This is a genomic window from Bacillus sp. JK62 (genome assembly GCF_053663455.1).
This window is the reverse complement of the sequence record NZ_JBSJQA010000001.1, coordinates 1-26,035: the sequence shown is the minus strand read 5'-3', so window position 1 is coordinate 26,035 and position 26,035 is coordinate 1. Positions and strand designations below refer to the sequence as shown.

23 protein-coding genes and 1 rRNA gene are annotated in these 26,035 nt (G+C 45.5%); 11 read left to right on the top strand and 13 right to left on the bottom strand.

Annotated elements, in window-relative coordinates; translation table 11 throughout:
- Positions 1 to 124: 124 nt before the first annotated feature.
- The 3 genes from ACWJJ4_RS00120 to ACWJJ4_RS00110 form a co-directional block, all read right to left on the bottom strand.
- Positions 125 to 2,128, bottom strand: coding sequence for a molybdopterin-dependent oxidoreductase (locus ACWJJ4_RS00120; RefSeq protein WP_101562618.1), 2,004 nt, complete (start codon positions 2,126 to 2,128; stop codon positions 125 to 127).
- A gap of 46 nt (positions 2,129 to 2,174) precedes the next feature.
- On the bottom strand, positions 2,175 to 2,381 hold the full coding sequence (locus ACWJJ4_RS00115; RefSeq protein WP_004392973.1) for a DUF951 domain-containing protein: 207 nt from the start codon (positions 2,379 to 2,381) through the stop codon (positions 2,175 to 2,177).
- 85 nt (positions 2,382 to 2,466) lie between these two features.
- Positions 2,467 to 3,492 carry a YkvI family membrane protein gene (locus ACWJJ4_RS00110; RefSeq protein ID WP_088005468.1) on the bottom strand — a complete coding sequence of 342 codons (1,026 nt, stop codon included), beginning with the start codon at positions 3,490 to 3,492 and terminating at the stop codon, positions 2,467 to 2,469.
- Between the two features lie 167 nt (positions 3,493 to 3,659).
- Between ACWJJ4_RS00110 and ACWJJ4_RS00105 the strand changes: the two genes are divergently transcribed.
- From ACWJJ4_RS00105 to yyaC, 3 genes are all read left to right on the top strand, one after another.
- Entirely contained in the window at positions 3,660 to 3,923 is a 264-nt protein-coding gene (locus ACWJJ4_RS00105) for a GNAT family N-acetyltransferase (protein WP_245333130.1), read from the top strand.
- Between the two features lie 6 nt (positions 3,924 to 3,929).
- Positions 3,930 to 4,127, top strand: a complete 198-nt coding sequence (locus tag ACWJJ4_RS00100; RefSeq protein WP_231945408.1) for a GNAT family N-acetyltransferase — start codon at positions 3,930 to 3,932, stop codon at positions 4,125 to 4,127.
- A 174-nt stretch (positions 4,128 to 4,301) separates the two neighbouring features.
- A complete protein-coding gene (yyaC, locus tag ACWJJ4_RS00095; RefSeq protein ID WP_004392969.1) occupies positions 4,302 to 4,916 on the top strand; it encodes a spore protease YyaC in 615 nt (204 codons plus the stop codon).
- A gap of 28 nt (positions 4,917 to 4,944) precedes the next feature.
- On the opposite strand, the gene ACWJJ4_RS00090 is transcribed toward yyaC, so the two are convergent.
- From ACWJJ4_RS00090 to rpmH, 10 genes are all read right to left on the bottom strand, one after another.
- A complete protein-coding gene (locus ACWJJ4_RS00090) occupies positions 4,945 to 5,796 on the bottom strand; it encodes a ParB/RepB/Spo0J family partition protein (RefSeq protein WP_070082675.1) in 852 nt (283 codons plus the stop codon).
- Positions 5,789 to 6,550 (bottom strand): sporulation initiation inhibitor protein Soj, encoded by a 762-nt coding sequence (gene soj, locus ACWJJ4_RS00085; RefSeq protein WP_007409899.1) that lies wholly within the window; start codon positions 6,548 to 6,550, stop codon positions 5,789 to 5,791. Before soj ends, ACWJJ4_RS00090 begins: the two co-directional genes overlap by 8 nt.
- A 298-nt stretch (positions 6,551 to 6,848) precedes the next feature.
- Complete coding sequence (gene noc / locus ACWJJ4_RS00080; RefSeq protein ID WP_007409900.1) at positions 6,849 to 7,700, bottom strand: nucleoid occlusion protein; 852 nt, start codon at positions 7,698 to 7,700, stop codon at positions 6,849 to 6,851.
- Between the two features lie 121 nt (positions 7,701 to 7,821).
- Entirely contained in the window at positions 7,822 to 8,541 is a 720-nt protein-coding gene (gene rsmG / locus ACWJJ4_RS00075) for a 16S rRNA (guanine(527)-N(7))-methyltransferase RsmG (RefSeq protein WP_014306213.1), read from the bottom strand.
- A gap of 13 nt (positions 8,542 to 8,554) precedes the next feature.
- A complete protein-coding gene (gene mnmG, locus ACWJJ4_RS00070) occupies positions 8,555 to 10,441 on the bottom strand; it encodes a tRNA uridine-5-carboxymethylaminomethyl(34) synthesis enzyme MnmG (RefSeq protein WP_454021326.1) in 1,887 nt (628 codons plus the stop codon).
- A 16-nt stretch (positions 10,442 to 10,457) separates the two neighbouring features.
- Positions 10,458 to 11,837 (bottom strand): tRNA uridine-5-carboxymethylaminomethyl(34) synthesis GTPase MnmE, encoded by a 1,380-nt coding sequence (gene mnmE, locus ACWJJ4_RS00065; RefSeq protein WP_004392954.1) that lies wholly within the window; start codon positions 11,835 to 11,837, stop codon positions 10,458 to 10,460.
- A 289-nt stretch (positions 11,838 to 12,126) separates the two neighbouring features.
- Positions 12,127 to 12,768 carry an RNA-binding cell elongation regulator Jag/EloR gene (jag, locus tag ACWJJ4_RS00060; RefSeq protein WP_017418434.1) on the bottom strand — a complete coding sequence of 214 codons (642 nt, stop codon included), beginning with the start codon at positions 12,766 to 12,768 and terminating at the stop codon, positions 12,127 to 12,129.
- Complete coding sequence (gene spoIIIJ, locus ACWJJ4_RS00055; protein WP_007409906.1) at positions 12,765 to 13,514, bottom strand: YidC family membrane integrase SpoIIIJ; 750 nt, start codon at positions 13,512 to 13,514, stop codon at positions 12,765 to 12,767. Before spoIIIJ ends, jag begins: the two co-directional genes overlap by 4 nt.
- Positions 13,515 to 13,674: 160 nt before the next feature.
- Positions 13,675 to 14,025 (bottom strand): ribonuclease P protein component, encoded by a 351-nt coding sequence (gene rnpA, locus ACWJJ4_RS00050; protein WP_004392944.1) that lies wholly within the window; start codon positions 14,023 to 14,025, stop codon positions 13,675 to 13,677.
- Between the two features lie 154 nt (positions 14,026 to 14,179).
- A complete protein-coding gene (gene rpmH, locus ACWJJ4_RS00045; protein WP_003178075.1) occupies positions 14,180 to 14,314 on the bottom strand; it encodes a 50S ribosomal protein L34 in 135 nt (44 codons plus the stop codon).
- A 621-nt stretch (positions 14,315 to 14,935) separates the two neighbouring features.
- On the opposite strand from rpmH, the gene dnaA reads away from it, so the two are divergent.
- From dnaA to ACWJJ4_RS00005, 8 genes are all read left to right on the top strand, one after another.
- Positions 14,936 to 16,276 carry a chromosomal replication initiator protein DnaA gene (dnaA, locus tag ACWJJ4_RS00040; protein ID WP_004392913.1) on the top strand — a complete coding sequence of 447 codons (1,341 nt, stop codon included), beginning with the start codon at positions 14,936 to 14,938 and terminating at the stop codon, positions 16,274 to 16,276.
- Between the two features lie 184 nt (positions 16,277 to 16,460).
- Positions 16,461 to 17,597, top strand: coding sequence for a DNA polymerase III subunit beta (gene dnaN / locus ACWJJ4_RS00035; RefSeq protein WP_007409909.1), 1,137 nt, complete (start codon positions 16,461 to 16,463; stop codon positions 17,595 to 17,597).
- 134 nt (positions 17,598 to 17,731) lie between these two features.
- Positions 17,732 to 17,947: a ribosome maturation protein RlbA gene (gene rlbA, locus ACWJJ4_RS00030; protein ID WP_004392910.1), complete on the top strand. Its 216-nt coding sequence runs from the start codon at positions 17,732 to 17,734 to the stop codon at positions 17,945 to 17,947.
- A 15-nt stretch (positions 17,948 to 17,962) separates the two neighbouring features.
- Positions 17,963 to 19,075 carry a DNA replication/repair protein RecF gene (gene recF, locus ACWJJ4_RS00025; RefSeq protein ID WP_007409910.1) on the top strand — a complete coding sequence of 371 codons (1,113 nt, stop codon included), beginning with the start codon at positions 17,963 to 17,965 and terminating at the stop codon, positions 19,073 to 19,075.
- 17 nt (positions 19,076 to 19,092) lie between these two features.
- Positions 19,093 to 19,338: an extracellular matrix regulator RemB gene (remB, locus tag ACWJJ4_RS00020; protein WP_004392908.1), complete on the top strand. Its 246-nt coding sequence runs from the start codon at positions 19,093 to 19,095 to the stop codon at positions 19,336 to 19,338.
- A 59-nt stretch (positions 19,339 to 19,397) separates the two neighbouring features.
- Positions 19,398 to 21,314: a DNA topoisomerase (ATP-hydrolyzing) subunit B gene (gene gyrB, locus ACWJJ4_RS00015; protein WP_014720600.1), complete on the top strand. Its 1,917-nt coding sequence runs from the start codon at positions 19,398 to 19,400 to the stop codon at positions 21,312 to 21,314.
- Between the two features lie 215 nt (positions 21,315 to 21,529).
- A complete protein-coding gene (gene gyrA / locus ACWJJ4_RS00010; RefSeq protein WP_004392898.1) occupies positions 21,530 to 23,989 on the top strand; it encodes a DNA gyrase subunit A in 2,460 nt (819 codons plus the stop codon).
- A 363-nt stretch (positions 23,990 to 24,352) separates the two neighbouring features.
- Positions 24,353 to 25,902 (top strand): 16S ribosomal RNA (locus tag ACWJJ4_RS00005).
- Positions 25,903 to 26,035: the final 133 nt, after the last annotated feature.

The following is a 26,035-nucleotide window of genomic DNA, read 5'->3' as shown; positions in this document are numbered from 1 at the left end:
TTTCATCTCCTCTATATCAAACCATCATCGTATAAACGTATTGTAAACCTAGAGCAATTATAAGGAGGTTCATAGGAAAAGACAAGCTGAGAAAAAAGCATTTCCCGCCCTCTCTCTCCTTAGATTATCCTTTTTTAACCGCTACCAGACAGTCAAAAAGCGTACTTCCCATTCCATTATCGGAATTTGAATCCTTTGTGAGCATGTTGACGGAGCCTCCGAATGCCGCCCACATGCCCTCATCTATATTCACCGTCTTCGGGTGAGCCTGCTTCATGATTTTCACCCTGCCGCGCAGACGGCCGCGGTCATTGTAAACCTCTGCCGTATCTCCGTCTTGAAGAGAAAGCTCTTCCGCGATATCCGGCGACAGGTCCACCTGAATCTGCTGAAGCTTTTCAATAAACGGCACGTGCTGTGAATGATTGGAGCGCTGCGGGTGAATGGACAGCAGTGTATACGGATATTTCCCGGCCAGTCCGGCGTCGTGATAAACAGACTCCTCCGGCACTTCCAATTGAGGGAGGCCGCTGTATCCTTTCTCTTCTGCCAGTGAAGAGACGAATTCAAATTTTCCGCTCGGGGTTAAAAATTGAAAATCACTCCACGGAACCTGTTTGACCGGAAGCGGCATATGTCCTTTTTCCTTTAATTGCTCAAGGGTGATTCCTTCTTTCTCCAAAGAAGAGAGCCCCATTTTCAAGAAATCTTCCGTACTGTAATCAAACAGCTCCCCGAATCCGAGACGCTTTGCGAGTTCCGTCCAGATCCAGCGGTCTGATTTTGCCTCTCCCTGCGGTTCCGCAAGCTTCTTGCCATATTGAACATAGTGATGATACATGCTGGAATAATAAATATCTTCCTCTTCGAAAACAACGGCCGTCGGCAGCACATAGTCACAGAGCTTCGCCGTATCGGTCATGACCGAATCAATGGCCACTGTGACCGGCGTTTTTTCAAACGCTTCCTTCACTTTTTTTGTATTCGGCACCTGTGTCAGCGGATTGCCGCACGTCACGATGATCATCTCAATCGGCGGGTCGGCTGCATTCAGCGCCTCTTCAGCTTGAGTCATCATCGAAAACGTTCTCGAACTTTTCTTCAAATCAGGACGAGTGAGCTCGGCCTTTGCAAAGCTTTCACCGACTTGCACATTTCCGAAGTTTGCGCCGCCGCCTTTGATACCGACATTTCCGCTCGCCGCAGCTAGAGCGTCAATCCACCGTATCGTCCCGCCCCCGTTTTTATATCTCTGCATCCCAAGACCCATAAAAGTGGAGGCGGGACCGTCAGCATATAAATCGGCGAGATATTCAAGCACTTCTAAAGACGTTTCTGTTTTCTCAATGATCTCCTCAAAAGAAATCGTCTGCAGAAGCTTGTCTATTTCCTCAAAACCGACCGAATGCTTTTGAATAAAATCAGAATCGGTTCTGCCGGTTTGGCATAATATTTTTAAAACACCCGCCGCAAGCCAGCCATCCATGCCGGGTTTGACGGATATATACCGGTCGGCAAGCTTTGCAGTCGGGTTAAAAATAGGGTCAATGACCGTCAGTGTCGCTCCTTTTTTCTTCACCTGCTGCAGATGATGATAGAGGTGCATATTCGTCCGGGACACGTTTCTGCCCCATACGATCACATGCTTGCTGTGATAAATATCAAGCGGTCCATGCCCGTAAGAACGCCCGAAATCCCAGCGCTGCGCTTCAATGCCGGAACCCCAGCAAATGCTGCCCGCAATCTCGGTTACACCGCCGTATCCATTGAAAAAACGCTGGTCGAGCGCCTTCAAAAGACCGTTATTGGCGTAGTCATGACTGTGCAGCACTGCGGCAGTGCCCAGCGTCTCCTTAATCACCGCCATTTTTTCAGCAATTTCATCTAACGCCTGCTCCCAGGAAATGCGGACAAATTCGCCGTCTTTCTTTTTTAAAGGAAAACGAAGCCGTTCCGGCGCATTCGTTTTCGTCTCCAGCATTCTGCCCCGGCCGCAAATTTTCCCTTCCGTAATGGGATGATTCGGGTCTCCGTCTACTTTCGTCACCTTTCCATCCTCAACTGTCACCAAAAAGCCGCAGCTGTCCCAGCAATTCAGCGGGCACGCTGACTGATGCACTTTGCTCATCGGGCCTCTTCCTCTCCTCTATATGAAAAAGCATGAGCGCCAGTCCTTATGATGTAGGCTCCTCATGCTTGACGAGTACTTTTTTCAGCTTTCTCTCAAAATCTCTTCTCGGAATCATGACACTGTGGGAACAACCCGTGCATTTGATCCGAATATCCATTCCCATCCGAATGATTTTCCACCTGTTTTCACCGCAAGGATGCGGCTTCTTCATTTCAACAATATCATTCAGGCCAAAGTCTTTATCCGCCAAGACCCTTCACCTCTCTCCATAGACTGCTTTATTTATTGTACAAAAAAAGACAGGATAAGAGCAACGGCCGCACTCAAAATGAGCATTATACTTTTTTCCATCTCCCTAAAATAGGGTAAAGAAGAAGACATACCAGCAAATAAAGACTTAAAAGCCCGTAAATGGGATATAAAATGGCGATCAAATCTGAAAAACCGATTGTCGTAAAAGGCACCATCACAGCTAAAAGAAGAGATACGAGCGTCCATCTCGGCAATTTCACAAATGCAAGCATGCGGCTGGACAGGCCGAACAGACCGGTCACGGTTGTCGTATAGATGGCTAAAAAAAGCACGGCGGCCATACAAAGAAATAACGGATAAGGAGCGCCTTCAAGGACGGCGAAAAGAGGAATCTCATATTGTGTAAGACTGCCTGAAAGCTGTACAAGCGTTTCATTGTAAACAAATGAAATCATACCGAAAATCAGCCCGCTTGCAACGCTTGCGATTTTCGCTTCTCCCAGTCCCTTCATATCTTTCCCGATTGAAGAAAGAACAGCGACAACAGAAAGGATGTTTAAGGACGTGAAGGTAATGCTTGCCGGCCAATTATACTGGCGGGTCAAATCTATCGTCCACGTGTAATGATGGGTTGTCTGAAAAAAGACCAATGCATATAACAGCCCCGCTACAAGAATCGGTATCAAAATACTATTCAGAGATAATATTCCTTTTATATCCCAAAAGAATAAACCGACGGTCACAATACAAAGAAGAAAAATACCGATCCAAAACGGCAGCTTGTACATTTGCAGCGTCACACCGCCGCCGGCAATCATAACCATCGTCATTGAAAACAAATAAAACATAATAAGCACATCATAGACTTTAGCAAGAGCCGGCCCCATCAGATGCTCAAGCACAGGTAAAAAGTGCGTTGATTGAACCCGATAGCTGATCTTCAACACAATATAAGCCGAAATCGTAAACATGACTGTAAACAATACAATAGCCAGTCCGCTTTCGACACCGAAAAACTGCCATATTTCCTGCCCGCTTGCATACCCGGCCCCAATCTGGCTGCTTAATATGAGCAGCATCCACTTCATCCCGGCTCTCCACACCCTCATCACCTCATAAAATTTCTGATCATCTCCGCATATTGCTACTATATTGAGTGACAGCGGCAAACATTCATACAAATGGGACAAATATGGTATGATAACGACGATTGACTATTCAGAAAATTTATTTATGTTAGGCGCTCAAATCATGGACATCAGGCGTTTAACCGCAAGTGATACCCGATATCAGGCTCAAAGCTTTAAAAGATCACCCGGACGCATTCGCCGTCAGCTATGATGAGGAGAAAGAATGGCTGTCCGAAAAATTCAAAGCCAGGCTTGAAGCCGGCAATGCCATCGTGCTTGGCGCCTTTGAACAAGACAGACTGATAGGAATCCTCAAGATCTCCAAGCATTCGCTGTTTAAACTAAGACACATTGCGGTTATTGGTTCTATGTATATTTCCCCCAAACACCGAGGGTCAGGCGCGGGATAAGCTTTAATGACGGAAGCCATCAGCCAAGCAAAAAAGATGAAAGACACAGAACAGCTCCATCTCTTTGTTACTTCAACAAATGAACCCGCAAAAAAACTCTGCGCTCAGTTAGGATTTATCCTCTTCTCTACAGAAAAAAGAGCGCTGAAATTAGATCATCAGCAATATGTTGATGTAGATCAAATGGTCTTATTTCTTTCATGAACTTAGAGAATAACTGCTCTGGGTTCTTTTTTCTATCCCGCTCTTTTCAAGCAACCGGCATGCTGATCATGACATAAGCATAAAAAAAGGCAGCGCTGGATATACTGTAAACAACCATACATCACCAAAAACAACAATGTAATACTCGTATGACATGACAAGGAAGTGAACCTTATGAATCGAAAAGGCGGGCTTTTTTCTCAAGAACGGGCAAAACAATATGTATCCCATACGGATTCTTCTGCTGCGAATCAAATACAAGCGATCCTTACTTCATCTTTACGTAAAGCAGCCGGCAGACCGTTAGTCACCGTGTGTATCGGTACAGATCGGTCGACCGGAGATTCATTAGGTCCGCTCGTAGGAACAAAGTTAGAAAAAATGAATTTAGGCAGATTGCACGTTTACGGCACGCTGTCAGATCCTGTTCACGCCGTCAATATGAAAGACAAGCTGAAAGATATTCAACATCTACATAAAAATCCGTTTATTATAGCGGTTGATGCTTGTTTAGGCCGCGTCAAAAGCGTAGGCTCATTTCAAATCGGCGATGGGCCGCTGAAGCCCGGAGCAGGTGTTCAAAAAGACCTTCCTGAAATCGGTGACGTCCATATCAATGGAATCGTCAATGTCAGCGGGTTTATGGAGTATTTTGTCCTGCAGAATACGAGGCTTCATCTTGTTATGAGCATGGCAAATGTTTTAGCAGAGGGGTTACAGCTGACAGATAAATCAGAAGGCCGGCAGGAACGGCTCAGTCCGTTTCATAAGCTGACAAGACGTATATAAAAAACCATCTTTTAAATAAAGATGGTTTTTACGCTTCTCTCTCGGACAATAGTTCCAGGATACGTTCAAGATCTTCATTTGAGAAAAACTCAATCTCAATCTTCCCTTTTTTCTTTTGTCTCTTAATATTGACTGTTGTTCCGAAGTAATTTTGCAAATACGATTCCCGCTCTTTTAACACAACATCTTGAACAGGTTCTTTTTTCTTTGTTTCACGTGGAACATTGTTGTTTAACTGCTGAATCAGCTGCTCAAGCTGACGGACGTTCAGCTGTTCTTCAACCACTTTCTGCACAAGCGGTTCAAGCTTGTTTTTATTTTTCAAACCAAGCAAGGTTCTGCCGTGTCCCATGGATAACGTACCTTCTGCAATGAGGTTCTGGATGCTTTCCGGCAGCGTCAGCAGTCTTAAATGGTTGGCAATATGAGGCCTGCTTTTCCCGAGCCGTTTAGCGAGCTGTTCCTGGGTTAAGTCCAAATGCTTCAGCAGTGAGTCATATGCCAGAGCTTCTTCAAGCGGTGATAAATCTTCACGCTGAAGGTTTTCCAAAAGAGCGATTTCCCGCATCAGCGATTCAGATAAATCCCGCACGATAGCCGGCACTGTCTCTTTACCGGCAAGTTTTGCGGCGCGGTAACGGCGTTCGCCTGCTACAATATCATAGCCCTTCAATGATTTTCTCACGATAATGGGCTGAAGAATGCCATGCTGAATGATGGACTCCTTCAGTTCAGCTAATGACTCATCGTCAAATTGTTTTCTTGGCTGATAAGGATTGGGGCGTAAATCACTGATTTTAATCTCTTCCACTGTCTCTTCAGACAAATCAACCTGATTAAACAACGCGTTAATCCCTTTTCCGAGCCCGCCTTTAGCCATTCGCTGCCACTTCCTTTGCTAAATCTAAATATACTTCCGCACCTCTCGAACGCGGATCGTATAATATGATCGGCTTGCCGTGACTCGGCGCCTCACTTAAACGGACATTGCGAGGAATAATGGTTTGATACACTTTATCTCTAAAGTATTTCTTTACCTCTTCTATCACTTGAATGCCAAGATTCGTTCTGGCATCAAGCATCGTCAGAAGCACTCCTTCTATCATTAAGTCGGTATTTAAATGTTTTTGCACAAGCCGAACTGTATTTAATAATTGACTCAATCCTTCAAGAGCGTAGTATTCGCACTGAACCGGGATAACGACTGAATCTGAAGCGGTAAGCGCATTAATCGTTAATAACCCGAGAGACGGAGGACAATCAATAATCATGTAATCGTAATTTTGTTTCACTGATTCTAATGCTCTTTTCAGCCTGACCTCCCGTGAGATCGTCGGAACCAATTCGATTTCCGCTCCCGCAAGCTGGATCGTGGCCGGAATGACATCTAAGTTCTCTACTGAAGTCGGTTTAATAATATCTGTAACATCTGCATCATCTACTAAAATGTCGTACACACAATGATCCACATCGGCTTTTTCAATCCCTAATCCGCTCGTTGCATTGCCCTGCGGATCAATATCAACAAGAAGAACCCTTTTACCTATGTAAGCCAAGCAAGCCCCCAGATTGACAGAAGTCGTCGTCTTCCCGACTCCGCCTTTTTGGTTCGTAATTGCTATGATTTTTCCCACGATGTCACCTACCTTCACATGAACATGTACTGTCTTGTTTCTATCTTATCAAAAAAAGAGTAAAGCGTTTTATTTTTTTCATAATTTGTTTATCAGCAAGTGAAAAAAATGTAAACGAAAAAGACACTTTCTAATATAAGTTCTCCGATAAAGTGACTTTTTTGACTGTAAAAAGACAATTCACGACACAAAAAGATAAAATTTTACATATATAATGTATAGTGCACAATAAATCTATCATTATCTTAAAATAGTTTTTTGATTAAAATAAAAACTCCCCTGCTGATCAGGAGAGTTTTTATTTAGGTATCCGAATGGTAAGCTGGATGTACTCTTCGAATTCTTCTTCTTCAGTGTTCAGCCTGACGCCGCTGTCTTCCACCATCGACAGTGACTGACGAATCGTATTCATCGCAATTCTTGTATCCCTGCTGAACGCTTTGCGTCTCGGCTTTGGTTTCTGCTTATTCTGTTCAAGCATTTTCACCACTCTGTCTTCCGTCTGCTTGACGTTTAAGCTTTTCTCAATGATTTCCGCAAGCAATGTGACCTGAAACTCCGGCTGTTTGAGCGGAATCAGTGCTCTTGCATGACGTTCCGTAATTTTTTTCTCCATAATCGCATCCTGGACGGGTTCCGGGAGCTTTAACAATCGGAGCTTGTTCGCAATCGTTGACTGGCCTTTTCCTAAGCGCTGCGCCAAGGCTTCCTGTGTTAAATCATGAAGTTCTAACAGCCTTGCGTACGCATGAGCTTCCTCAATGGAGGACAATTCTTCCCTTTGCAGGTTTTCAATCAAAGCGACAGATGCTGTTTCCGTATCAGAAAAATCTTTAATAATTGCGGGAATCTTCTCCCATTCAAGCGTCTGTACCGCTCTCCAGCGCCTTTCACCCGCAATGAGCTCATATTGTCCTTCATCTTCTGTATGTCTGACAACAATCGGCTGAATGATGCCGTGTGTATGGATAGTCATTGCTAACTCTTTGATTTTTTCATCTGAGAAAATGGTGCGTGGCTGAAAACGGTTGGGAACGATAGCATGTACCGGTATTTCGAGTATCTCTTCTTTGTTTGTATCATGCTCAGCTATCTCCGGTTCCTCTTCCTTCTCACCAAACCCGAAGAAACGAGAGAATGAATGCTTCATGTACCTACACCACCTTTAAAAACTGCCATTTTTATAATTCTATTTTCTCATGGTTTTTCCTGCTGTATCTTCATCAATTTTGCAGAAAATATGATGGAATTGTCACATCAGGCTGTCTAAATTACCCTTCAATTGGCGATTTATTTGGAGTACCCGGTTTTCTCGGATATTTTTTCGGAGTGCTTTTCGTCTTGCGAATGATCATAATGTTCCGTTCACTTTCTTCAACGGGAAGTGTAAAGGAATGAACTTGTTCAAGCTCTCCTCCCAATACTTTAATCGCCTTTTGCCCCGCTTTCAGCTCTTCATCAGCGGCTGCAGCTTTTAGTGCCGCAAATATACCGTTTTTCTTGGCCAGCGGCAGACAAAGCTCACTCAGGACCGACAGACGCGCCACCGCACGGGCCGTCACGAGATCGAAGCTTTCCCGGACGTCTTTCCGCTGTCCGAATGTCTCCGCTCTGTCATGGACAAATGTCGTATGCTCTAATTGTAAAGCATCAGAGAGAGTTTCCAAAAACGTAATCCGCTTATTCAGTGAATCGACGATGGTGACATGCAGATGCGGGAAGCAGATTTTGACGGGCAGGCTTGGAAAACCGGCGCCGGCGCCGACATCACAAAGAGTGGTGACCTTTTCAAAATCAATATAAAATGCCGCCGTTATCGAATCATAAAAATGCTTGAGATAAACTTCCTTTTTCTCAGTGATGGATGTCAGATTCATTTTTTCGTTCCATTCCACGAGCATCCGATAATACAACTCGAATTGCTCCAGCTGGCGGTCAGAAAGGGAAATCCCTTTCTCCGCTAAACTGGATGTAAATTCCTCTATATTCATGCCGTCATCCTTTCTATTCAGTTACCTTGGCAATACGGCCCTGCTCCAGGTATACCAGCAGGATTGAAATGTCTGCCGGATTGACGCCGGAAATACGGGACGCTTGAGCAACTGATAAAGGACGCACTTCTTTCAGCTTTTGACGGGCTTCAGTAGCAATTCCTTTAATGGCGTCATAATCAATCCGATCAGGGATTTTTTTGTTTTCCATTTTCTTCAGCTTTTCCACTTGCTGCAAGGATTTTTCGATATATCCTTCATATTTCACTTGGATTTCCACTTGTTCCGCCACATCTTGCGGAACCGGAGAATCTGCAGGCGCAAGTTTTGTCACTGTTTCATAGTTCATTTCCGGACGTTTCATTAAATCTGTGCCGCGCACTCCGTCTTTCAGCTCGCTTCCGCCGAGTGAACGGATATATTCCTGATTCTCAGGAGACGGCTTGATAATAACAGACCAGAGACGTTTTTTCTCTGCCTCGATCGCCGCTTTTTTCTTCTCAAACGCTTCATAGCGCTCATCAGAAATTAAGCCGATCTCGTGGCCGATTTCCGTCAGACGAAGATCCGCGTTGTCGTGACGGAGCAGCAGTCTGTATTCCGCCCGTGAAGTCAGCAGACGGTACGGTTCATTGGTTCCTTTCGTTACCAAATCATCAATCAATACACCGATATAAGCATCGGAACGGCTGAGGATCACTTCTTCTTTTCCAAGCGCTTTGCGCCCTGCGTTGATCCCTGCCATAATTCCTTGCCCGGCTGCTTCCTCATAACCTGATGTACCGTTAATTTGACCGGCTGTGTACAGGTTAGGGATTTTTTTCGTCTCCAGTGTAGGCCAGAGCTGTGTCGGTACAATCGCGTCATACTCAATCGCGTATCCGGCTCTCATCATCTGCACCTTTTCCAGTCCCGGAATGGTCGCCAGCATCAGCTGCTGCACGTCCTCAGGAAGACTCGTGGATAGACCTTGAACGTATACTTCCTGCGTATTTCTGCCTTCCGGTTCAAGGAAAATCTGATGGCGCGGTTTATCATTAAACCGAACGACTTTATCTTCAATCGAAGGGCAGTATCTCGGTCCCGTTCCTTTAATCATACCGGAATACATCGGCGAACGATGCAGGTTGCTGTCGATGATCTCATGAGTCTCAGGACTCGTGTAAGTCAGCCAGCAAGGCAGCTGATCGGTAATGTATTCAACCGTTTCATATGAGAAAGCGCGCGGAACCGAGTCCCCCGGCTGGATTTCTGTTTTGCTGTAATCAATGGAATCGCTTGAGACACGAGGAGGCGTGCCCGTTTTAAAACGGACGAGATCAAAACCGAGCTCCTCTAAGTGCTCAGAAAGTTTAATAGACGGCTGCTGGTTATTCGGGCCGCTTGAGTAAGACAGATCACCGAGAATGATCCGCCCTCTTAAATACGTTCCGGTTGTCAGCACGACCGTTTTTGCCTTATATTCAGCACCGGTTTGCGTAATGACACCGCGGCACTCTCCGTCTTCAATGATTAAACGCTCGGCAATCCCTTGAAGAAGTGTCAAATTCGGTGTTTTTTCCAGCGTATGCTTCATTTCGTGCTGATATTGGAATTTATCCGCCTGCGCACGCAGCGCCCGTACGGCCGGACCTTTTCCTGTATTCAGCATTCTCATTTGAATATGAGTTTTATCTATATTTCTAGCCATTTCTCCGCCGAGCGCGTCAATTTCGCGGACGACAATCCCTTTCGCGGGGCCGCCGACAGACGGATTACATGGCATAAACGCAACCATATCAAGATTAATCGTCAAAACAAGCGTTTTGGCTCCCTGGCGCGCGGATGCGAGGGCAGCCTCAACACCGGCATGCCCGGCGCCGATGACAATCACGTCGTATTGGCCTGCTTCATACCCCATGGTTTTTTCCTCCCTTTTATTTACCTAAACAAAATTGTGAAAAGAGCTGATCAATTAAGCTTTCGTGGACGGCATCACCGATGATTTCGCCCAGCAGCTCCCAGCACCTTGTCAAATCAATTTGCACCATATCAATCGGAACATCCTGTTCAATTCCGTTCAGCGCATCATCAATCGCTTGCTTGGCCTGATGCAGAATCGAGATATGACGGGTGTTGCTGACATAGGTGAGATCTCCGCTTTCGATCGCTCCTGTATAAAATAGCGACTGAATCGCTTCCTCTAAATCTTGAATGCCTTCTTCTTTCAGCAATGAGGTCGTGACGACAGGCCGGCCTTTCGCCAGTTCCTTGACGCGCTCAGCGTCAATCTTAGCCTCAAGGTCCGTCTTATTCATAATGACAATGACGTCCATTCCCTCAACCGCTTCAAACAATTTCACATCTTCTTCAGAAAGCGCTTCGCTGTGGTTAAGCACAAGCAAAATGAGATCCGCTTCCTTCAGAACCTGCCGTGACCGTTCCACACCGATTCTTTCGACGATGTCTTCTGTCTCGCGGATTCCGGCGGTATCGACAAGCCGAAGCGGCACGCCTCGCACGTTGACATATTCCTCTATCACATCACGCGTCGTTCCCGGAATATCGGTTACAATCGCCTTCGTTTCATGGACAAGGCTGTTAAGCAGAGAGGATTTCCCGACGTTCGGACGGCCGATGATCACGGTAGACAGTCCCTCTCGCAAAATTTTCCCCTGCTCGGACGTACGGAGCAGCGCCTCGATTTCTTTCTTCACGCCGCTTGCCTTCTCCACTAAAAGCTGATGCGTCATTTCTTCGACGTCATCATATTCCGGATAATCTATATTCACCTCAACATGGGCAAGTGTTTCTAACAACTCATCACGCAGACGGCGGACAAGCGCGGAAAGCCGTCCTTCCATCTGGTTCATGGCGACATTCATGGCACGGTCCGTTTTGGCCCTGATCAGATCCATCACCGCTTCCGCCTGTGAAAGGTCAATCCGTCCGTTTAAAAATGCGCGCTTCGTAAACTCACCGGGTTCTGCCAGTCTCGCACCTTCTCTTAAAGCAAGCTGGAGCACCTGATTAACCGTCACAATACCCCCGTGACAGTTGATTTCTATGACATCTTCCCTTGTGAATGTTCTGGGCGCTCTTAAAACAGACACCATGACTTCCTCAATAATCCGTCCCGTCGTACTGTCCGCGATATGCCCGTAATGAATGGTATGCGATTCTGCCGAACTGAGCGTTTTGCCTTTCGGACCCTTGTACATTTTGTCGGCGATCTTTACGGCTTCCGGGCCGCTCAGCCGAACGATCGCAATCGCGCCTTCACCCATCGGAGTTGAAATCGCTGCAATTGTATCCATGCTGTTCACCTCTCTTTATCTCTGTTTCCATCTATATAAAAAATTTTATTTACGCCAAAATTAAAAGATAACATAGTTTGGTTTGAAGTGGAAGATACGTTATCCACAAAGGCAGAAATTCATCCCTTATTACTTTAACTTATCCACATGTGAATAACAATTAATTTTATTTCCTAAAACCTTTTTTATCAACAGCATAGACCGAAAAAGAAAAAACTTAAACGCAAAAAATGCGATTCTGCTCAGGAATAGAGCCATTTTTACCAATAAAAAAACCGAAGTTCCGATTTTACCCGGACTTCGGTTTTCTGCTATCTTTATGGGAAATAACGAGATGGCGGTACCGGCCTTCACCGGTAGAAAACGTTTTGATATTTGGATGCTTTGACAGCGCGTCATGGATGATTTTTCTTTCACCTGACGGCATCGGTTCTAAATGCACATCTTTTTTCGTTTTCGACACTTGCTTGGCCAGCCTGTTTGCCAGCTGATCCAGAATTTCTCTTCTTTTCCGCCGATAATTCTCAGCATCGACAACGGCTTGGCGATACTGGCCGGAGCCGCGGTTCAAAACAAGCTGCGTCAATGTTTCCAATGCATTGAGTGTTTGTCCTCTTTTGCCAATAAGCAGCGCCGCTTTTTCACCTTTAATGTGAAAACAGACTGTTTTCTTGTTTTCTTCCGTAACAATCTCAGAAGGCCCGGCAATGGAATGGATGATTTCTTCCAAATACGCTTTCGCTTCCTGAACAGGATTTCTTTTCTCTTCCAGTTCTACGATCGCATTCTTTTTTCCGAAAATACCCAAAAACCCTTTATATTCTTCTTGCACCACCGTTATTTCTACTTGATCTTTCGTCAGTTGAAGTTCCTGAAGGCCTGATTGAACTGCTTCTTCGACATTCCGTCCCGCAGCAGTCACCTTCTTCACTTTTTCTTTCCTCCGGCTTTCTGCGTTTCCGGATCGTGTTTAATGTCAGGTCCTTTAATAAGGAATGTCTGAGCAATCATAAACAGGTTTCCGACTACCCAATACAGAGACAGCGCACTCGGGAAGTTGATCGCAAATACGATGATCATGATCGGCATAATCCATACCATCATTGCCATTTGAGGATTCTGAGTCGGATTTCCCGCCATCATCAGCTTCTGCTGGACAAAAGTGGCCACACCGGCAACGATAGGAAGAATATAGTAAGGATCCTTCTCTCCTAAATCAAACCATAAAAAGCTGTGCTGTGAAATGGCTTGCGTACGCATAATGGCGTGGTAGAATCCGATCAAAATCGGCATTTGAATCAGGATCGGGAAACATCCCGCCAGCGGGTTTACCCCGTGCTTTGAAAACAGGGCCATCGTTTCCTGCTGAAGCTTCTGCTGCGTTTTTTGATCTTTAGAGCTGTATTTTTCTCTGAGCTTCTGCATTTCAGGCTGCAGCGCCTGCATCGCTTTTGAGCTTCGAAGCTGCTTGATCATCAGCGGCAGAATCAGCAGACGAATTAAAATCGTAACGATGATGATCGATAAACCATAGTTATCGCCCGTCAGTTTCGCTACGTACGTAATGACTTCTGACAATGGATACACAACATATTTGTCCCAGAAATGCGGACTATTCGCCGTAATCGGCTCTTTCACACTCGAGCACCCGGCCAGCAGCACGAGCATACCGACCATACTCAGTAGTAACCATATTCTCCTTTTCAAGAACGTTTCCTCCTATACCAATCTTTATAAACCTTGTATGTATTTTAGCATCTTTCAGTTTCAAATGGCGTTCATTTTTCGCCAAATAAAAGGAAGCGCTTTTAAAAACGTGAAGAAAACAAAATATGAGCTATTTTGACGAAGATTTCTTATATAGTGAGGTTTTTCTGAATAAGTGCTGCAGACTCTTTTTCGTTTCTTCAAAACTGAGGTCTCCGGCGGGTTTTCTTGCGATAATAATAAAATCTTTCGGCTTGAGCAGCTCTTTTTCCTCCTGAACAGCCTGTCTGATTAACCGCTTCACCCGATTGCGCACGACGGCATTGCCGATTTTTTTACTGACAGAAAGCCCTACCCGGAGCTCTTCCTGTTTCGGCTGATCAAGCGTATACAGCACGAACTGGCGGTTTGCCATAGACGTTCCGCGTTTAAACACTTTTTGAAAATCTTCATTTTTCTTTAACCGATTTCGCTTCTTCACTTTAATTCACTCCGATATTCACTCGCAGAAACTTTTATTTCTATCTAAAAAAAACGGGCCGCCGGAATACTGAAGAAATTTCTCCAGTACCGGGCGACGCATGACATCTCTTTTCTCTTAATGTGAAAAAAGACCACTGACATTATTCAGTGGCCTAAGCTGATAATACTTTTCTGCCTTTGCGGCGACGGCGTGCTAATACTAGACGACCGTTTTTTGAACTCATACGGCTTCTGAAGCCATGAACTTTACTGCGTTTACGGTTATTCGGTTGGAATGTTCTTTTCATTTATGACACCTCCCTCGAGGAATAGCTGTTAAAGACAGTCTTACTTATTATATTTGTGCTGCCTATTCATTGTCAACTTCAGCAGTGCTTTTATTTCTTACAACCATAATAGGATAACATACCTTAACCAGATTAGAAACCTTATTTTTCATATTCCTTTTTTTAACGCACAAAAAAAGCCGCGCTCCCCCGAAAAAACGACATGTGGATAATTTTTCGATCTTTTTTTAATATCCACAATCGTTATCGACAACATTTTCACATTGCTAACCCCTGTGGACAAAGATTTTTCAACAAGTTGTCAGGTTTGTGGATAAGATTACGAGAACCATTGCAAGTCCTCGCTTAATTTGATATTATATTTGTGTTTTAACTCTTAATTACTTATCCAGTCCATTCTCTTTATCCACAAATTGTGGATAAGTTGTGGATTGTTTTCACACAGCTTGTGTAGATTGTTGTCCACAACTTGTGGAATTTGTCGAAAAGCTATTTTTCTACTATACTATATGTTTTCAACATTTCGTGTGTACGAATGGTCAGAGCCATATGCTCTTTTTTTGTGTTCTATAACAGGGGAAGGGCGCTGATTTTTAAAGAAAAGGAGGGCTGTGCCGGATAATGGAGAATATATTGGATCTTTGGAATCAAGCTCTAGCTCAAATTGAGAAAAAGCTAAGCAAACCGAGTTTCGAAACTTGGATGAAGTCGACGAAAGCCCATTCGCTGCAAGGAGATACCTTAACCATCACCGCTCCCAATGAATTTGCCAGAGACTGGCTGGAGTCCAGGTACTTACATCTCATTGCAGATACCATATATGAATTAACCGGGGAAGAATTGAGCGTCAAATTTGTCATTCCTCAAAATCAGGACGAAGAAGACTTTTTGCCGAAACCGCAAGTGAAAAAAGCGGCAAAAGAGGAACCGTCTGATTTTCCCCAAAGCATGCTAAACCCGAAATATACATTCGACACATTCGTCATCGGATCGGGAAACCGATTCGCCCATGCAGCATCACTGGCTGTGGCGGAAGCACCCGCTAAAGCGTACAACCCTTTATTTATATACGGGGGAGTCGGCTTAGGAAAAACCCACTTAATGCACGCGATCGGCCATTATGTCATTGATCATAATCCTTCAGCCAAAGTGGTGTACCTGTCTTCTGAAAAATTCACAAATGAATTCATCAACTCAATCCGCGATAATAAAGCCGTTGATTTCCGCAACCGCTACCGGAACGTTGATGTACTTTTGATAGATGATATTCAATTTTTAGCCGGAAAAGAACAAACACAGGAAGAGTTTTTCCATACATTCAACACGCTTCATGAAGAAAGCAAACAAATCGTGATTTCCAGTGACAGACCGCCGAAAGAGATCCCGACCCTTGAAGACCGCCTGCGTTCGCGGTTCGAATGGGGATTGATTACAGATATCACACCGCCGGATCTGGAAACGCGGATTGCCATTCTGAGAAAGAAAGCGAAGGCGGAGGGCCTTGATATTCCGAACGAGGTCATGCTTTACATCGCGAATCAGATTGACAGCAACATCCGCGAACTGGAAGGGGCATTAATCCGGGTTGTCGCCTATTCATCCTTAATCAATAAAGACATTAACGCAGACCTGGCAGCAGAAGCATTGAAAGATATTATTCCGTCTTCTAAGCCGAAGGTCATTACGATAAAAGAGATTCAGCGGATTGTCGGACAGCAGTTCAACATTAAGCTTGAAGATTTCAAAGCGAAAAAGCGTACGAAATCCGTGGCTTTCCCAAGACAAATTGCAATGTATCTTTCAAGAGAAATGACGGATTCTTCTTTGCCTAAAATCGGGGAAGAATTTGGCGGGAGAGACCATACAACCGTCATTCACGCCCACGAAAAGATTTCAAAACTGCTGATTGATGACGAGCAGCTTCAGCAGCAGGTGAAAGAAATAAAAGAACTGCTTAAATAATAGTGCCCTCGGATGAATCGGGGAAAGTGTGAATAACTTTTTCATAGCCATGCACAGTCTGTCCACATGTGGATAGGCTGTGTTTCCTGTCTTTTTCACAACTTATCCACAAATCCACAGGCCCTACTATTACTACTGCTATTTTTAAAATATATTAATTATATTATCCGTTAGGAGGATACACATGAAATTTACGATTCAAAAAGATCGGTTAGTCGAAAGTGTACAAGACGTTCTAAAAGCCGTTTCATCCAGAACCACAATTCCCATTCTCACCGGTATTAAGATCGTCGCCTCAGATGAAGGAGTATCTTTCACAGGAAGTGACTCTGATATTTCAATTGAGTCATTCATTCCGAAAGAAGATGATGATAAAGAAATCGTGACGATCGATCAGCCGGGAAGTATCGTGCTGCAAGCGCGTTTCTTCAGCGAAATCGTTAAAAAACTGCCGATGGCGACTGTTGAAATCGAAGTTCAAAATCAATATTTAACGATTATCCGTTCCGGAAAAGCCGAATTTAATTTAAACGGCCTTGATGCAGATGAATATCCGCATCTACCGCAAATCGAAGAGCATCACGCCATTCAGATTCCGACGGATCTTTTGAAAAACCTGATCCGCCAAACCGTGTTCGCTGTGTCCGCCTCAGAAACACGCCCTATCTTGACAGGTGTAAACTGGAAAGTTGAAAACGGTGAATTATTATGCACTGCCACGGATAGCCACCGACTCGCTTTACGAAAGGCGAAGCTTGATATTCCGGAAGACAGCTCTTATAACGTCGTCATTCCCGGGAAAAGCTTAACCGAGCTGAGCAAAATTCTTGATGACAACCAAGAGCTGGTGGATATCGTCATTACAGAAACCCAAGTTCTGTTCAAAGCGAAAAACGTATTGTTCTTCTCAAGATTGCTTGACGGAAACTATCCGGACACGACCAGCTTAATTCCGCAGGAAAGCAAAACGGAAATCGTCGTGAACACGAAGGAATTTTTACAGGCGATAGACCGTGCTTCTTTATTGGCGAGAGAAGGCCGCAACAACGTTGTAAAGCTTTCTGCCAAACCGGCGGATTCGCTTGAGATTTCATCAAATTCTCCGGAAATCGGGAAAGTGGTCGAAGCTGTGCTGGCTGACCAGATTGACGGCGAGGAATTAAATATTTCATTCAGTCCAAAATATATGATGGACGCACTGAAAGTACTTGAAGGAGCGGACATCCGCATCAGCTTTACGGGAGCGATGAGACCGTTTCTTATCCGTACGCCGAATGATGAGACCATCGTTCAGCTCATCCTTCCGGTCAGAACGTATTAATCAAACAGAATGTGCTGCCGGCTTAGTTCGGCAGCTTTTCTATTCATCAGCCGCTCCCTCAAGTTTTCCCTTTCCTTATTTCAGGATTTTTTAGTACAATTAGATATTAGTGATATTTGAAAGAGGTCGATATTATGGCAAATCCGATTTCGATTGATACAGAAATGATTACGCTTGGCCAGTTTTTAAAATTAGCCGATGTGATTCAGTCCGGCGGCATGGCGAAGTGGTTTCTGAGCGAGCATGAGGTGACTGTCAACAATGAACCTGACAATCGCCGCGGCAGAAAGCTTTACGTTGGAGACGTGGTCGCGATTGAAGGATTTGGTTCATTTCAAGTCGTCAATTAAAGCGGGTGACAGCGGTTGTATATCCAAAATTTAGAATTAACATCCTACCGTAATTATGAGCGCGCTGAGCTTCAATTCGAAAACAAGGTGAATGTGATCATCGGGGAAAATGCCCAAGGCAAAACCAATCTGATGGAAGCCATCTATGTCCTTTCGATGGCAAAATCACACCGCACCTCAAATGACAAAGAACTTATACGGTGGGACGAAGACTATGCTAAAATAGAAGGAAGAGTGATGAAGCGCAACGGGGACATCCCGATGCAGCTTGTCATCTCCAAAAAAGGTAAAAAGGGCAAGGTCAATCATATAGAGCAGCAAAAACTCAGTCAGTATGTCGGAGCGCTGAACACCATTATGTTTGCCCCTGAGGATTTAAATCTCGTCAAAGGAAGCCCTCAGGTGAGGAGAAGATTTCTCGATATGGAGATCGGGCAGGTTTCTGCCGTTTATCTGTATGATTTATCTCTTTATCAAAAAATCCTTTCACAGCGGAATCATTTTCTGAAACAGCTGCAAAGCCGGAAACAGACTGACCGGACCATGCTTGACGTTCTCACTGATCAGCTGATTGAAGCAGCCGCAAAAGTTGTCGCCAAACGTCTGCAGTTTACGGCGCAGCTTGAAAAATGGGCGCAGCCGATCCATTCCGGCATTTCCCGGGGACTTGAAGAACTGACGCTTAAGTATCACACGGCGCTTGATGTATCAGATCCCAAAGATTTGTCGAAAATAGGTAACAGCTACCAGGAGTCTTTTTCGAAATTAAAAGAAAAAGAAATAGAACGAGGCGTCACATTATTCGGACCGCATCGGGATGATGTCCTTTTTTATGTGAACGGACGCGATGTGCAGACTTACGGTTCGCAGGGACAGCAGCGTACGACGGCTTTGTCTCTGAAGCTGGCTGAAATAGATTTGATTCATGAAGAAATCGGAGAATACCCCATTTTACTTTTGGATGATGTACTAAGCGAGCTGGATGATTACCGGCAGTCCCATTTGCTTCATACGATCCAAGGCCGTGTGCAGACATTTGTCACCACGACGAGCGTGGATGGCATTGACCACGATACCTTACATCAAGCAGGAATGTTCCGTGTGGAAAACGGTACGTTAGTGAAGTGAAGAAATGAGGTGAGCGATTGTATATTCATTTAGGTGACGACTTTGTCGTTTCAACCCGTGATATTGTCGGCATTTTTGACTGCAAGGTCAATGTATCGCCGATCGTTGAAGAATTTCTGGACAGACAGAAAGAAAAAGTAGTGCCGTCCGTAAACGGCACGCCAAAGTCTATCGTAGTCACGACTGAGAATATATATTACTCTCCCTTATCTTCCGGCACACTGAAGAAACGTGCGCAATTTATGTTAGAAATAGATTCTTAGCGGATCTTTACAATGAATATATTATCGTTTAAGAAAAGTGTAGGTGAATGTGCATGGCTATGGAACAGCAGCAAAATAGTTATGATGAGAATCAGATACAGGTATTAGAAGGCTTGGAAGCTGTTCGAAAGAGACCGGGGATGTACATCGGATCAACTAACAGCAAAGGCCTTCACCATTTGGTGTGGGAAATCGTCGACAACAGTATTGACGAGGCCCTGGCCGGTTATTGTACAGATATTAACATCGAGATTGAAAAAGATAACAGCATTACCGTTAAGGATAACGGGCGCGGAATTCCGGTCGGTATCCAGGAGAAGATGGGCCGCCCTGCGGTTGAAGTCATCATGACCGTTCTCCACGCCGGCGGTAAATTTGACGGAAGCGGATATAAAGTATCCGGCGGTCTTCACGGTGTAGGGGCGTCCGTCGTAAACGCCTTGTCGACCACTCTTGACGTTACGGTTCATCGTGACGGAAAAATCCACTATCAGGCGTACGAGCGCGGTGTACCTGTGGCCGATCTTGAAGTGATCGGTGATACTGATAAGACCGGAACGATTACGCACTTCGTTCCGGATCCGGAAATTTTCAAAGAAACAACCGTATATGACTATGATCTGCTTTCAAACCGTGTCCGGGAATTGGCCTTCCTGACAAAAGGCGTAAACATCACGATTGAAGACAAACGTGAAGGACAAGAACGGAAAAACGAGTACCACTACGAAGGCGGAATCAAAAGCTATGTTGAGTACTTAAACCGTTCCAAAGAAGTCGTTCATGAAGAGCCGATTTATATCGAAGGCGAGAAAGACGGCATAACGGTTGAAGTTGCATTGCAATACAACGACAGCTATACAAGCAATATTTATTCTTTCACAAATAATATCAACACATACGAAGGCGGCACGCACGAGGCCGGATTTAAAACCGGTCTGACCCGTGTCATAAACGACTATGCAAGAAGAAAAGGGATTTTCAAAGAAAATGATCCGAATTTAAGCGGGGATGATGTGAGAGAAGGGCTGACTGCCATTATTTCAATTAAGCACCCTGATCCGCAATTCGAAGGGCAGACGAAAACGAAGCTCGGCAACTCCGAAGCGAGAACGATCACTGATACGCTGTTTTCTTCTGCGCTGGAAACATTCCTTCTTGAAAATCCGGACTCAGCCCGCAAAATCGTTGAAAAAGGTTTAATGGCCGCAAGAGCGCGGATGGCGGCGAAAAAAGCCCGGGAATTGACCCGGCGCAAAAGTGCGCTTGAGATTTCCAATCTGCCGGGCAAACTGGCGGACTGTTCTTCTAAAGATCCGAGCATTTCCGAGCTGTATATCGTAGAGGGTGACTCTGCGGGCGGATCAGCGAAACAGGGACGGGACCGTCATTTCCAAGCCATTCTGCCGCTGCGCGGTAAGATTCTGAACGTTGAGAAAGCCAGACTTGATAAGATTCTCTCAAACAATGAGGTCAGATCAATGATCACGGCCCTCGGAACAGGGATCGGAGAAGATTTTAATCTTGAAAAAGCGCGTTATCATAAAGTGGTCATCATGACGGATGCCGATGTTGACGGCGCCCATATCAGAACGCTTTTATTAACGTTCTTCTACAGATACATGCGGGAAATCATCGAAAACGGCTATGTCTACATTGCCCAGCCGCCGCTTTATAAAGTGCAGCAGGGAAAACGGGTGGAATACGCTTATAACGATAAGCAGCTTGATGAGCTGTTAAAAGAGCTTCCGCAATCACCTAAGCCCGGCCTCCAGCGTTATAAAGGTCTTGGAGAAATGAACGCGACTCAGCTTTGGGAAACGACAATGGACCCTGCGACCAGAACGCTTCTGCAAGTCAATCTTGAAGATGCAATGGACGCTGACGAGACTTTTGAAATGCTGATGGGTGACAAAGTAGAACCGCGGAGAAACTTCATAGAAGCAAACGCCAGATACGTGAAAAATCTTGATATTTAACCAAGAAAGCCTTATTTTCGTTAAGAAATAAGGCTTTTTTCTCAAAGCGGCTTCTAAAGCCTCTGAAAACCCGCAAAACCCGTATATTCTTCTAAATTAATGTGTATAAACACAAGTTTATTGATATAATGGAGAATAGTGAAATCGTATTGAAGATCATAATGGACAATCTACTCCCACATTATTTCATGTGATACTTCAGGGAGGTTTTTTTAATGAGTGAACAAAACACACCACAAGTACGTGAAGTCAATATCAGTCAGGAAATGCGGACATCCTTCCTGGACTATGCAATGAGCGTTATCGTATCCCGGGCGCTTCCGGATGTGCGTGACGGTCTGAAGCCGGTTCACAGACGGATTTTGTACGCAATGAATGATTTAGGCATGACCAGTGACAAACCATATAAAAAATCTGCCCGTATCGTCGGTGAAGTTATCGGTAAGTACCACCCGCACGGTGACTCAGCGGTTTACGAATCAATGGTCAGAATGGCGCAGGATTTTAACTACCGCTACATGCTTGTTGACGGACACGGCAACTTCGGTTCGGTTGACGGCGACTCAGCGGCCGCGATGCGTTACACAGAAGCGAGAATGTCAAAAATCGCAATGGAAATTCTGCGTGACATTACGAAAGACACGATTGACTATCAAGATAACTATGACGGTTCAGAAAGAGAGCCTGCCGTCATGCCTTCGAGATTTCCGAATCTGCTCGTAAACGGGGCTGCCGGTATTGCGGTCGGAATGGCGACAAACATTCCCCCGCATCAGCTTGGGGAAGTCATTGAAGGCGTGCTTGCCGTAAGTGAGAATCCTGAGATTACAAACCAGGAGCTGATGGAATACATCCCGGGCCCGGATTTTCCGACTGCAGGTCAGATTTTGGGCCGGAGCGGCATCCGCAAGGCATATGAATCCGGACGGGGATCAATCACGATCCGGGCTAAGGCTGAAATCGAAGAGACTTCATCGGGAAAAGAAAGAATTATTGTCACGGAACTTCCTTATCAGGTGAACAAAGCGAGATTAATTGAAAAAATCGCGGATCTTGTCCGGGACAAAAAAATCGAAGGAATTACCGATCTGCGAGACGAATCCGACCGTAACGGAATGAGAATCGTCATTGAGATCCGCCGTGACGCCAATGCTCACGTCATTTTGAATAACCTGTACAAACAAACGGCCCTGCAGACGTCTTTCGGAATCAACCTGCTGGCGCTCGTTGACGGACAGCCGAAGGTACTAAGCCTGAAACAATGTCTGGAGCATTATCTTGATCACCAAAAGGTTGTGATCCGGCGCAGAACGGCTTACGAACTCCGCAAAGCGGAAGCGAGAGCTCACATTCTGGAAGGTTTAAGAATTGCTCTCGATCATTTAGATGCCGTTATTTCTCTTATCCGCAATTCCCAGACGGCTGAAATTGCGAGAACGGGTTTGATCGAACAATTCTCACTGACTGAAAAACAAGCGCAAGCTATTCTGGATATGCGCCTTCAGCGATTAACCGGTCTGGAGCGCGAAAAGATTGAAGAGGAATATCAATCACTTGTTGCGCTTATCGCTGAGCTGAAAGATATTTTAGCCAATGAAGAAAGAGTTCTTGAGATCATCCGTGAAGAACTTAATGAAATCAAAGAGCGTTTCAATGATGAGAGACGCACTGAAATCGTGACGTCCGGTCTTGAAACAATTGAAGATGAAGATCTTATCGAGAGAGAAAATATCGTCATCACACTGACCCATAACGGCTATGTTAAACGTCTCCCGGCGTCCACATACCGCAGCCAAAAACGGGGCGGAAAAGGCGTACAGGGAATGGGAACGAATGAAGATGACTTTGTGGAACACTTAATTTCCACATCAACGCACGATACGATCCTGTTCTTCTCTAATAAAGGGAAGGTATACCGTTCTAAAGGATATGAAATCCCTGAATACGGCCGAACGGCAAAAGGCATTCCGATTATTAACCTTCTGGAAGTTGAAAAAGGCGAATGGATTAATGCCATTATTCCGGTCAGCACGTTTGATGAGGAGCAATACCTCTTCTTTACGACCAAACAAGGGGTGTCGAAACGTACGGCACTGTCCCAGTTTGCGAATATACGGAATAACGGGCTGATCGCCCTAGGTCTCCGGGAAGACGATGAACTGATGGCCGTCCGCCTGACTGACGGCAAGAAACAAATCATCATCGGAACGAAGAACGGTTTACTGATCCGTTTCCCTGAAGAAGATGTAAGACAAATGGGACGCACAGCTGCGGGTGTTAAAGGCATCACGCTGACAGACGATGATGTCGTTGTAGGCATGGAGATTCTTGAAGAAGACTCTCATGTCCTCATAGTGACAGAAAACGGCTACGGCAAACGCACACCGGCTTCAGAATACAGAGTTCAAAGCCGGGGCGGAAAAGGCCTTAAAACATGTAAAATCACTGACAGCAACGGTCCGTTAGTAACCGTGAAAGCAACAAAAGGCGAAGAGGACTTAATGATTATTACGGCAAGCGGCGTGTTAATCAGAATGGATATTAATGATATCTCCACTACGGGACGCGTAACTCAAGGCGTCCGTCTGATCCGCATGTCTGATCAAGAGCATGTAGCCACTGTGGCGCTTGTCGAAAAGAATGAAGAAGAGCCGGAAGAAACGGAAGAAGTATAAACGAAAAAGCGCAGCTGCAACAGGCTGCGCTTTTACTATATAAAGAAATGAAAAAAAGCTTTGACACATAGTGATGATGCTGATATAATTCTTTTTGTTGTCTTTTTAATAGAAAGGCAAGCCTAGCGAAAATATTTTTTAAAAAAGTATTGACCTAGCAAACTAAAAATGTTATGATTAAGAGGTCGCTTCGAGAGAAGTGGAAAAAGTTCTTTGAAAACTAAACAAGACAAAACGTACCTGTTAATTCGAAGTTTTAAATAAATCGCACAGCGATGTGCGTAGTCAGTCAAACTAAGGTCTGCATGATGCAGATCACACAGACGTTACTGCAGGATGCAGTGAACTTAGTCTGTGATCCATTTATCGGAGAGTTTGATCCTGGCTCAGGACGAACGCTGGCGGCGTGCCTAATACATGCAAGTCGAGCGGACAGATGGGAGCTTGCTCCCTGATGTTAGCGGCGGACGGGTGAGTAACACGTGGGTAACCTGCCTGTAAGACTGGGATAACTCCGGGAAACCGGGGCTAATACCGGATGGTTGTTTGAACCGCATGGTTCAGACATAAAAGGTGGCTTCGGCTACCACTTACAGATGGACCCGCGGCGCATTAGCTAGTTGGTGAGGTAACGGCTCACCAAGGCGACGATGCGTAGCCGACCTGAGAGGGTGATCGGCCACACTGGGACTGAGACACGGCCCAGACTCCTACGGGAGGCAGCAGTAGGGAATCTTCCGCAATGGACGAAAGTCTGACGGAGCAACGCCGCGTGAGTGATGAAGGTTTTCGGATCGTAAAGCTCTGTTGTTAGGGAAGAACAAGTGCCGTTCAAATAGGGCGGCACCTTGACGGTACCTAACCAGAAAGCCACGGCTAACTACGTGCCAGCAGCCGCGGTAATACGTAGGTGGCAAGCGTTGTCCGGAATTATTGGGCGTAAAGGGCTCGCAGGCGGTTTCTTAAGTCTGATGTGAAAGCCCCCGGCTCAACCGGGGAGGGTCATTGGAAACTGGGGAACTTGAGTGCAGAAGAGGAGAGTGGAATTCCACGTGTAGCGGTGAAATGCGTAGAGATGTGGAGGAACACCAGTGGCGAAGGCGACTCTCTGGTCTGTAACTGACGCTGAGGAGCGAAAGCGTGGGGAGCGAACAGGATTAGATACCCTGGTAGTCCACGCCGTAAACGATGAGTGCTAAGTGTTAGGGGGTTTCCGCCCCTTAGTGCTGCAGCTAACGCATTAAGCACTCCGCCTGGGGAGTACGGTCGCAAGACTGAAACTCAAAGGAATTGACGGGGGCCCGCACAAGCGGTGGAGCATGTGGTTTAATTCGAAGCAACGCGAAGAACCTTACCAGGTCTTGACATCCTCTGACAATCCTAGAGATAGGACGTCCCCTTCGGGGGCAGAGTGACAGGTGGTGCATGGTTGTCGTCAGCTCGTGTCGTGAGATGTTGGGTTAAGTCCCGCAACGAGCGCAACCCTTGATCTTAGTTGCCAGCATTCAGTTGGGCACTCTAAGGTGACTGCCGGTGACAAACCGGAGGAAGGTGGGGATGACGTCAAATCATCATGCCCCTTATGACCTGGGCTACACACGTGCTACAATGGACAGAACAAAGGGCAGCGAAACCGCGAGGTTAAGCCAATCCCACAAATCTGTTCTCAGTTCGGATCGCAGTCTGCAACTCGACTGCGTGAAGCTGGAATCGCTAGTAATCGCGGATCAGCATGCCGCGGTGAATACGTTCCCGGGCCTTGTACACACCGCCCGTCACACCACGAGAGTTTGTAACACCCGAAGTCGGTGAGGTAACCTTTATGGAGCCAGCCGCCGAAGGTGGGACAGATGATTGGGGTGAAGTCGTAACAAGGTAGCCGTATCGGAAGGTGCGGCTGGATCACCTCCTTTCTAAGGATTTTAACGGAATATAAGACCTTGGGTCTTATAAACAGAACGTTCCCTGTCTTGTTTAGTTTTGAAGGATCATTCCTTCAAAACATAGGAACACCTGCTAAATGCGCCACTTCCTGTGGCAACGCAT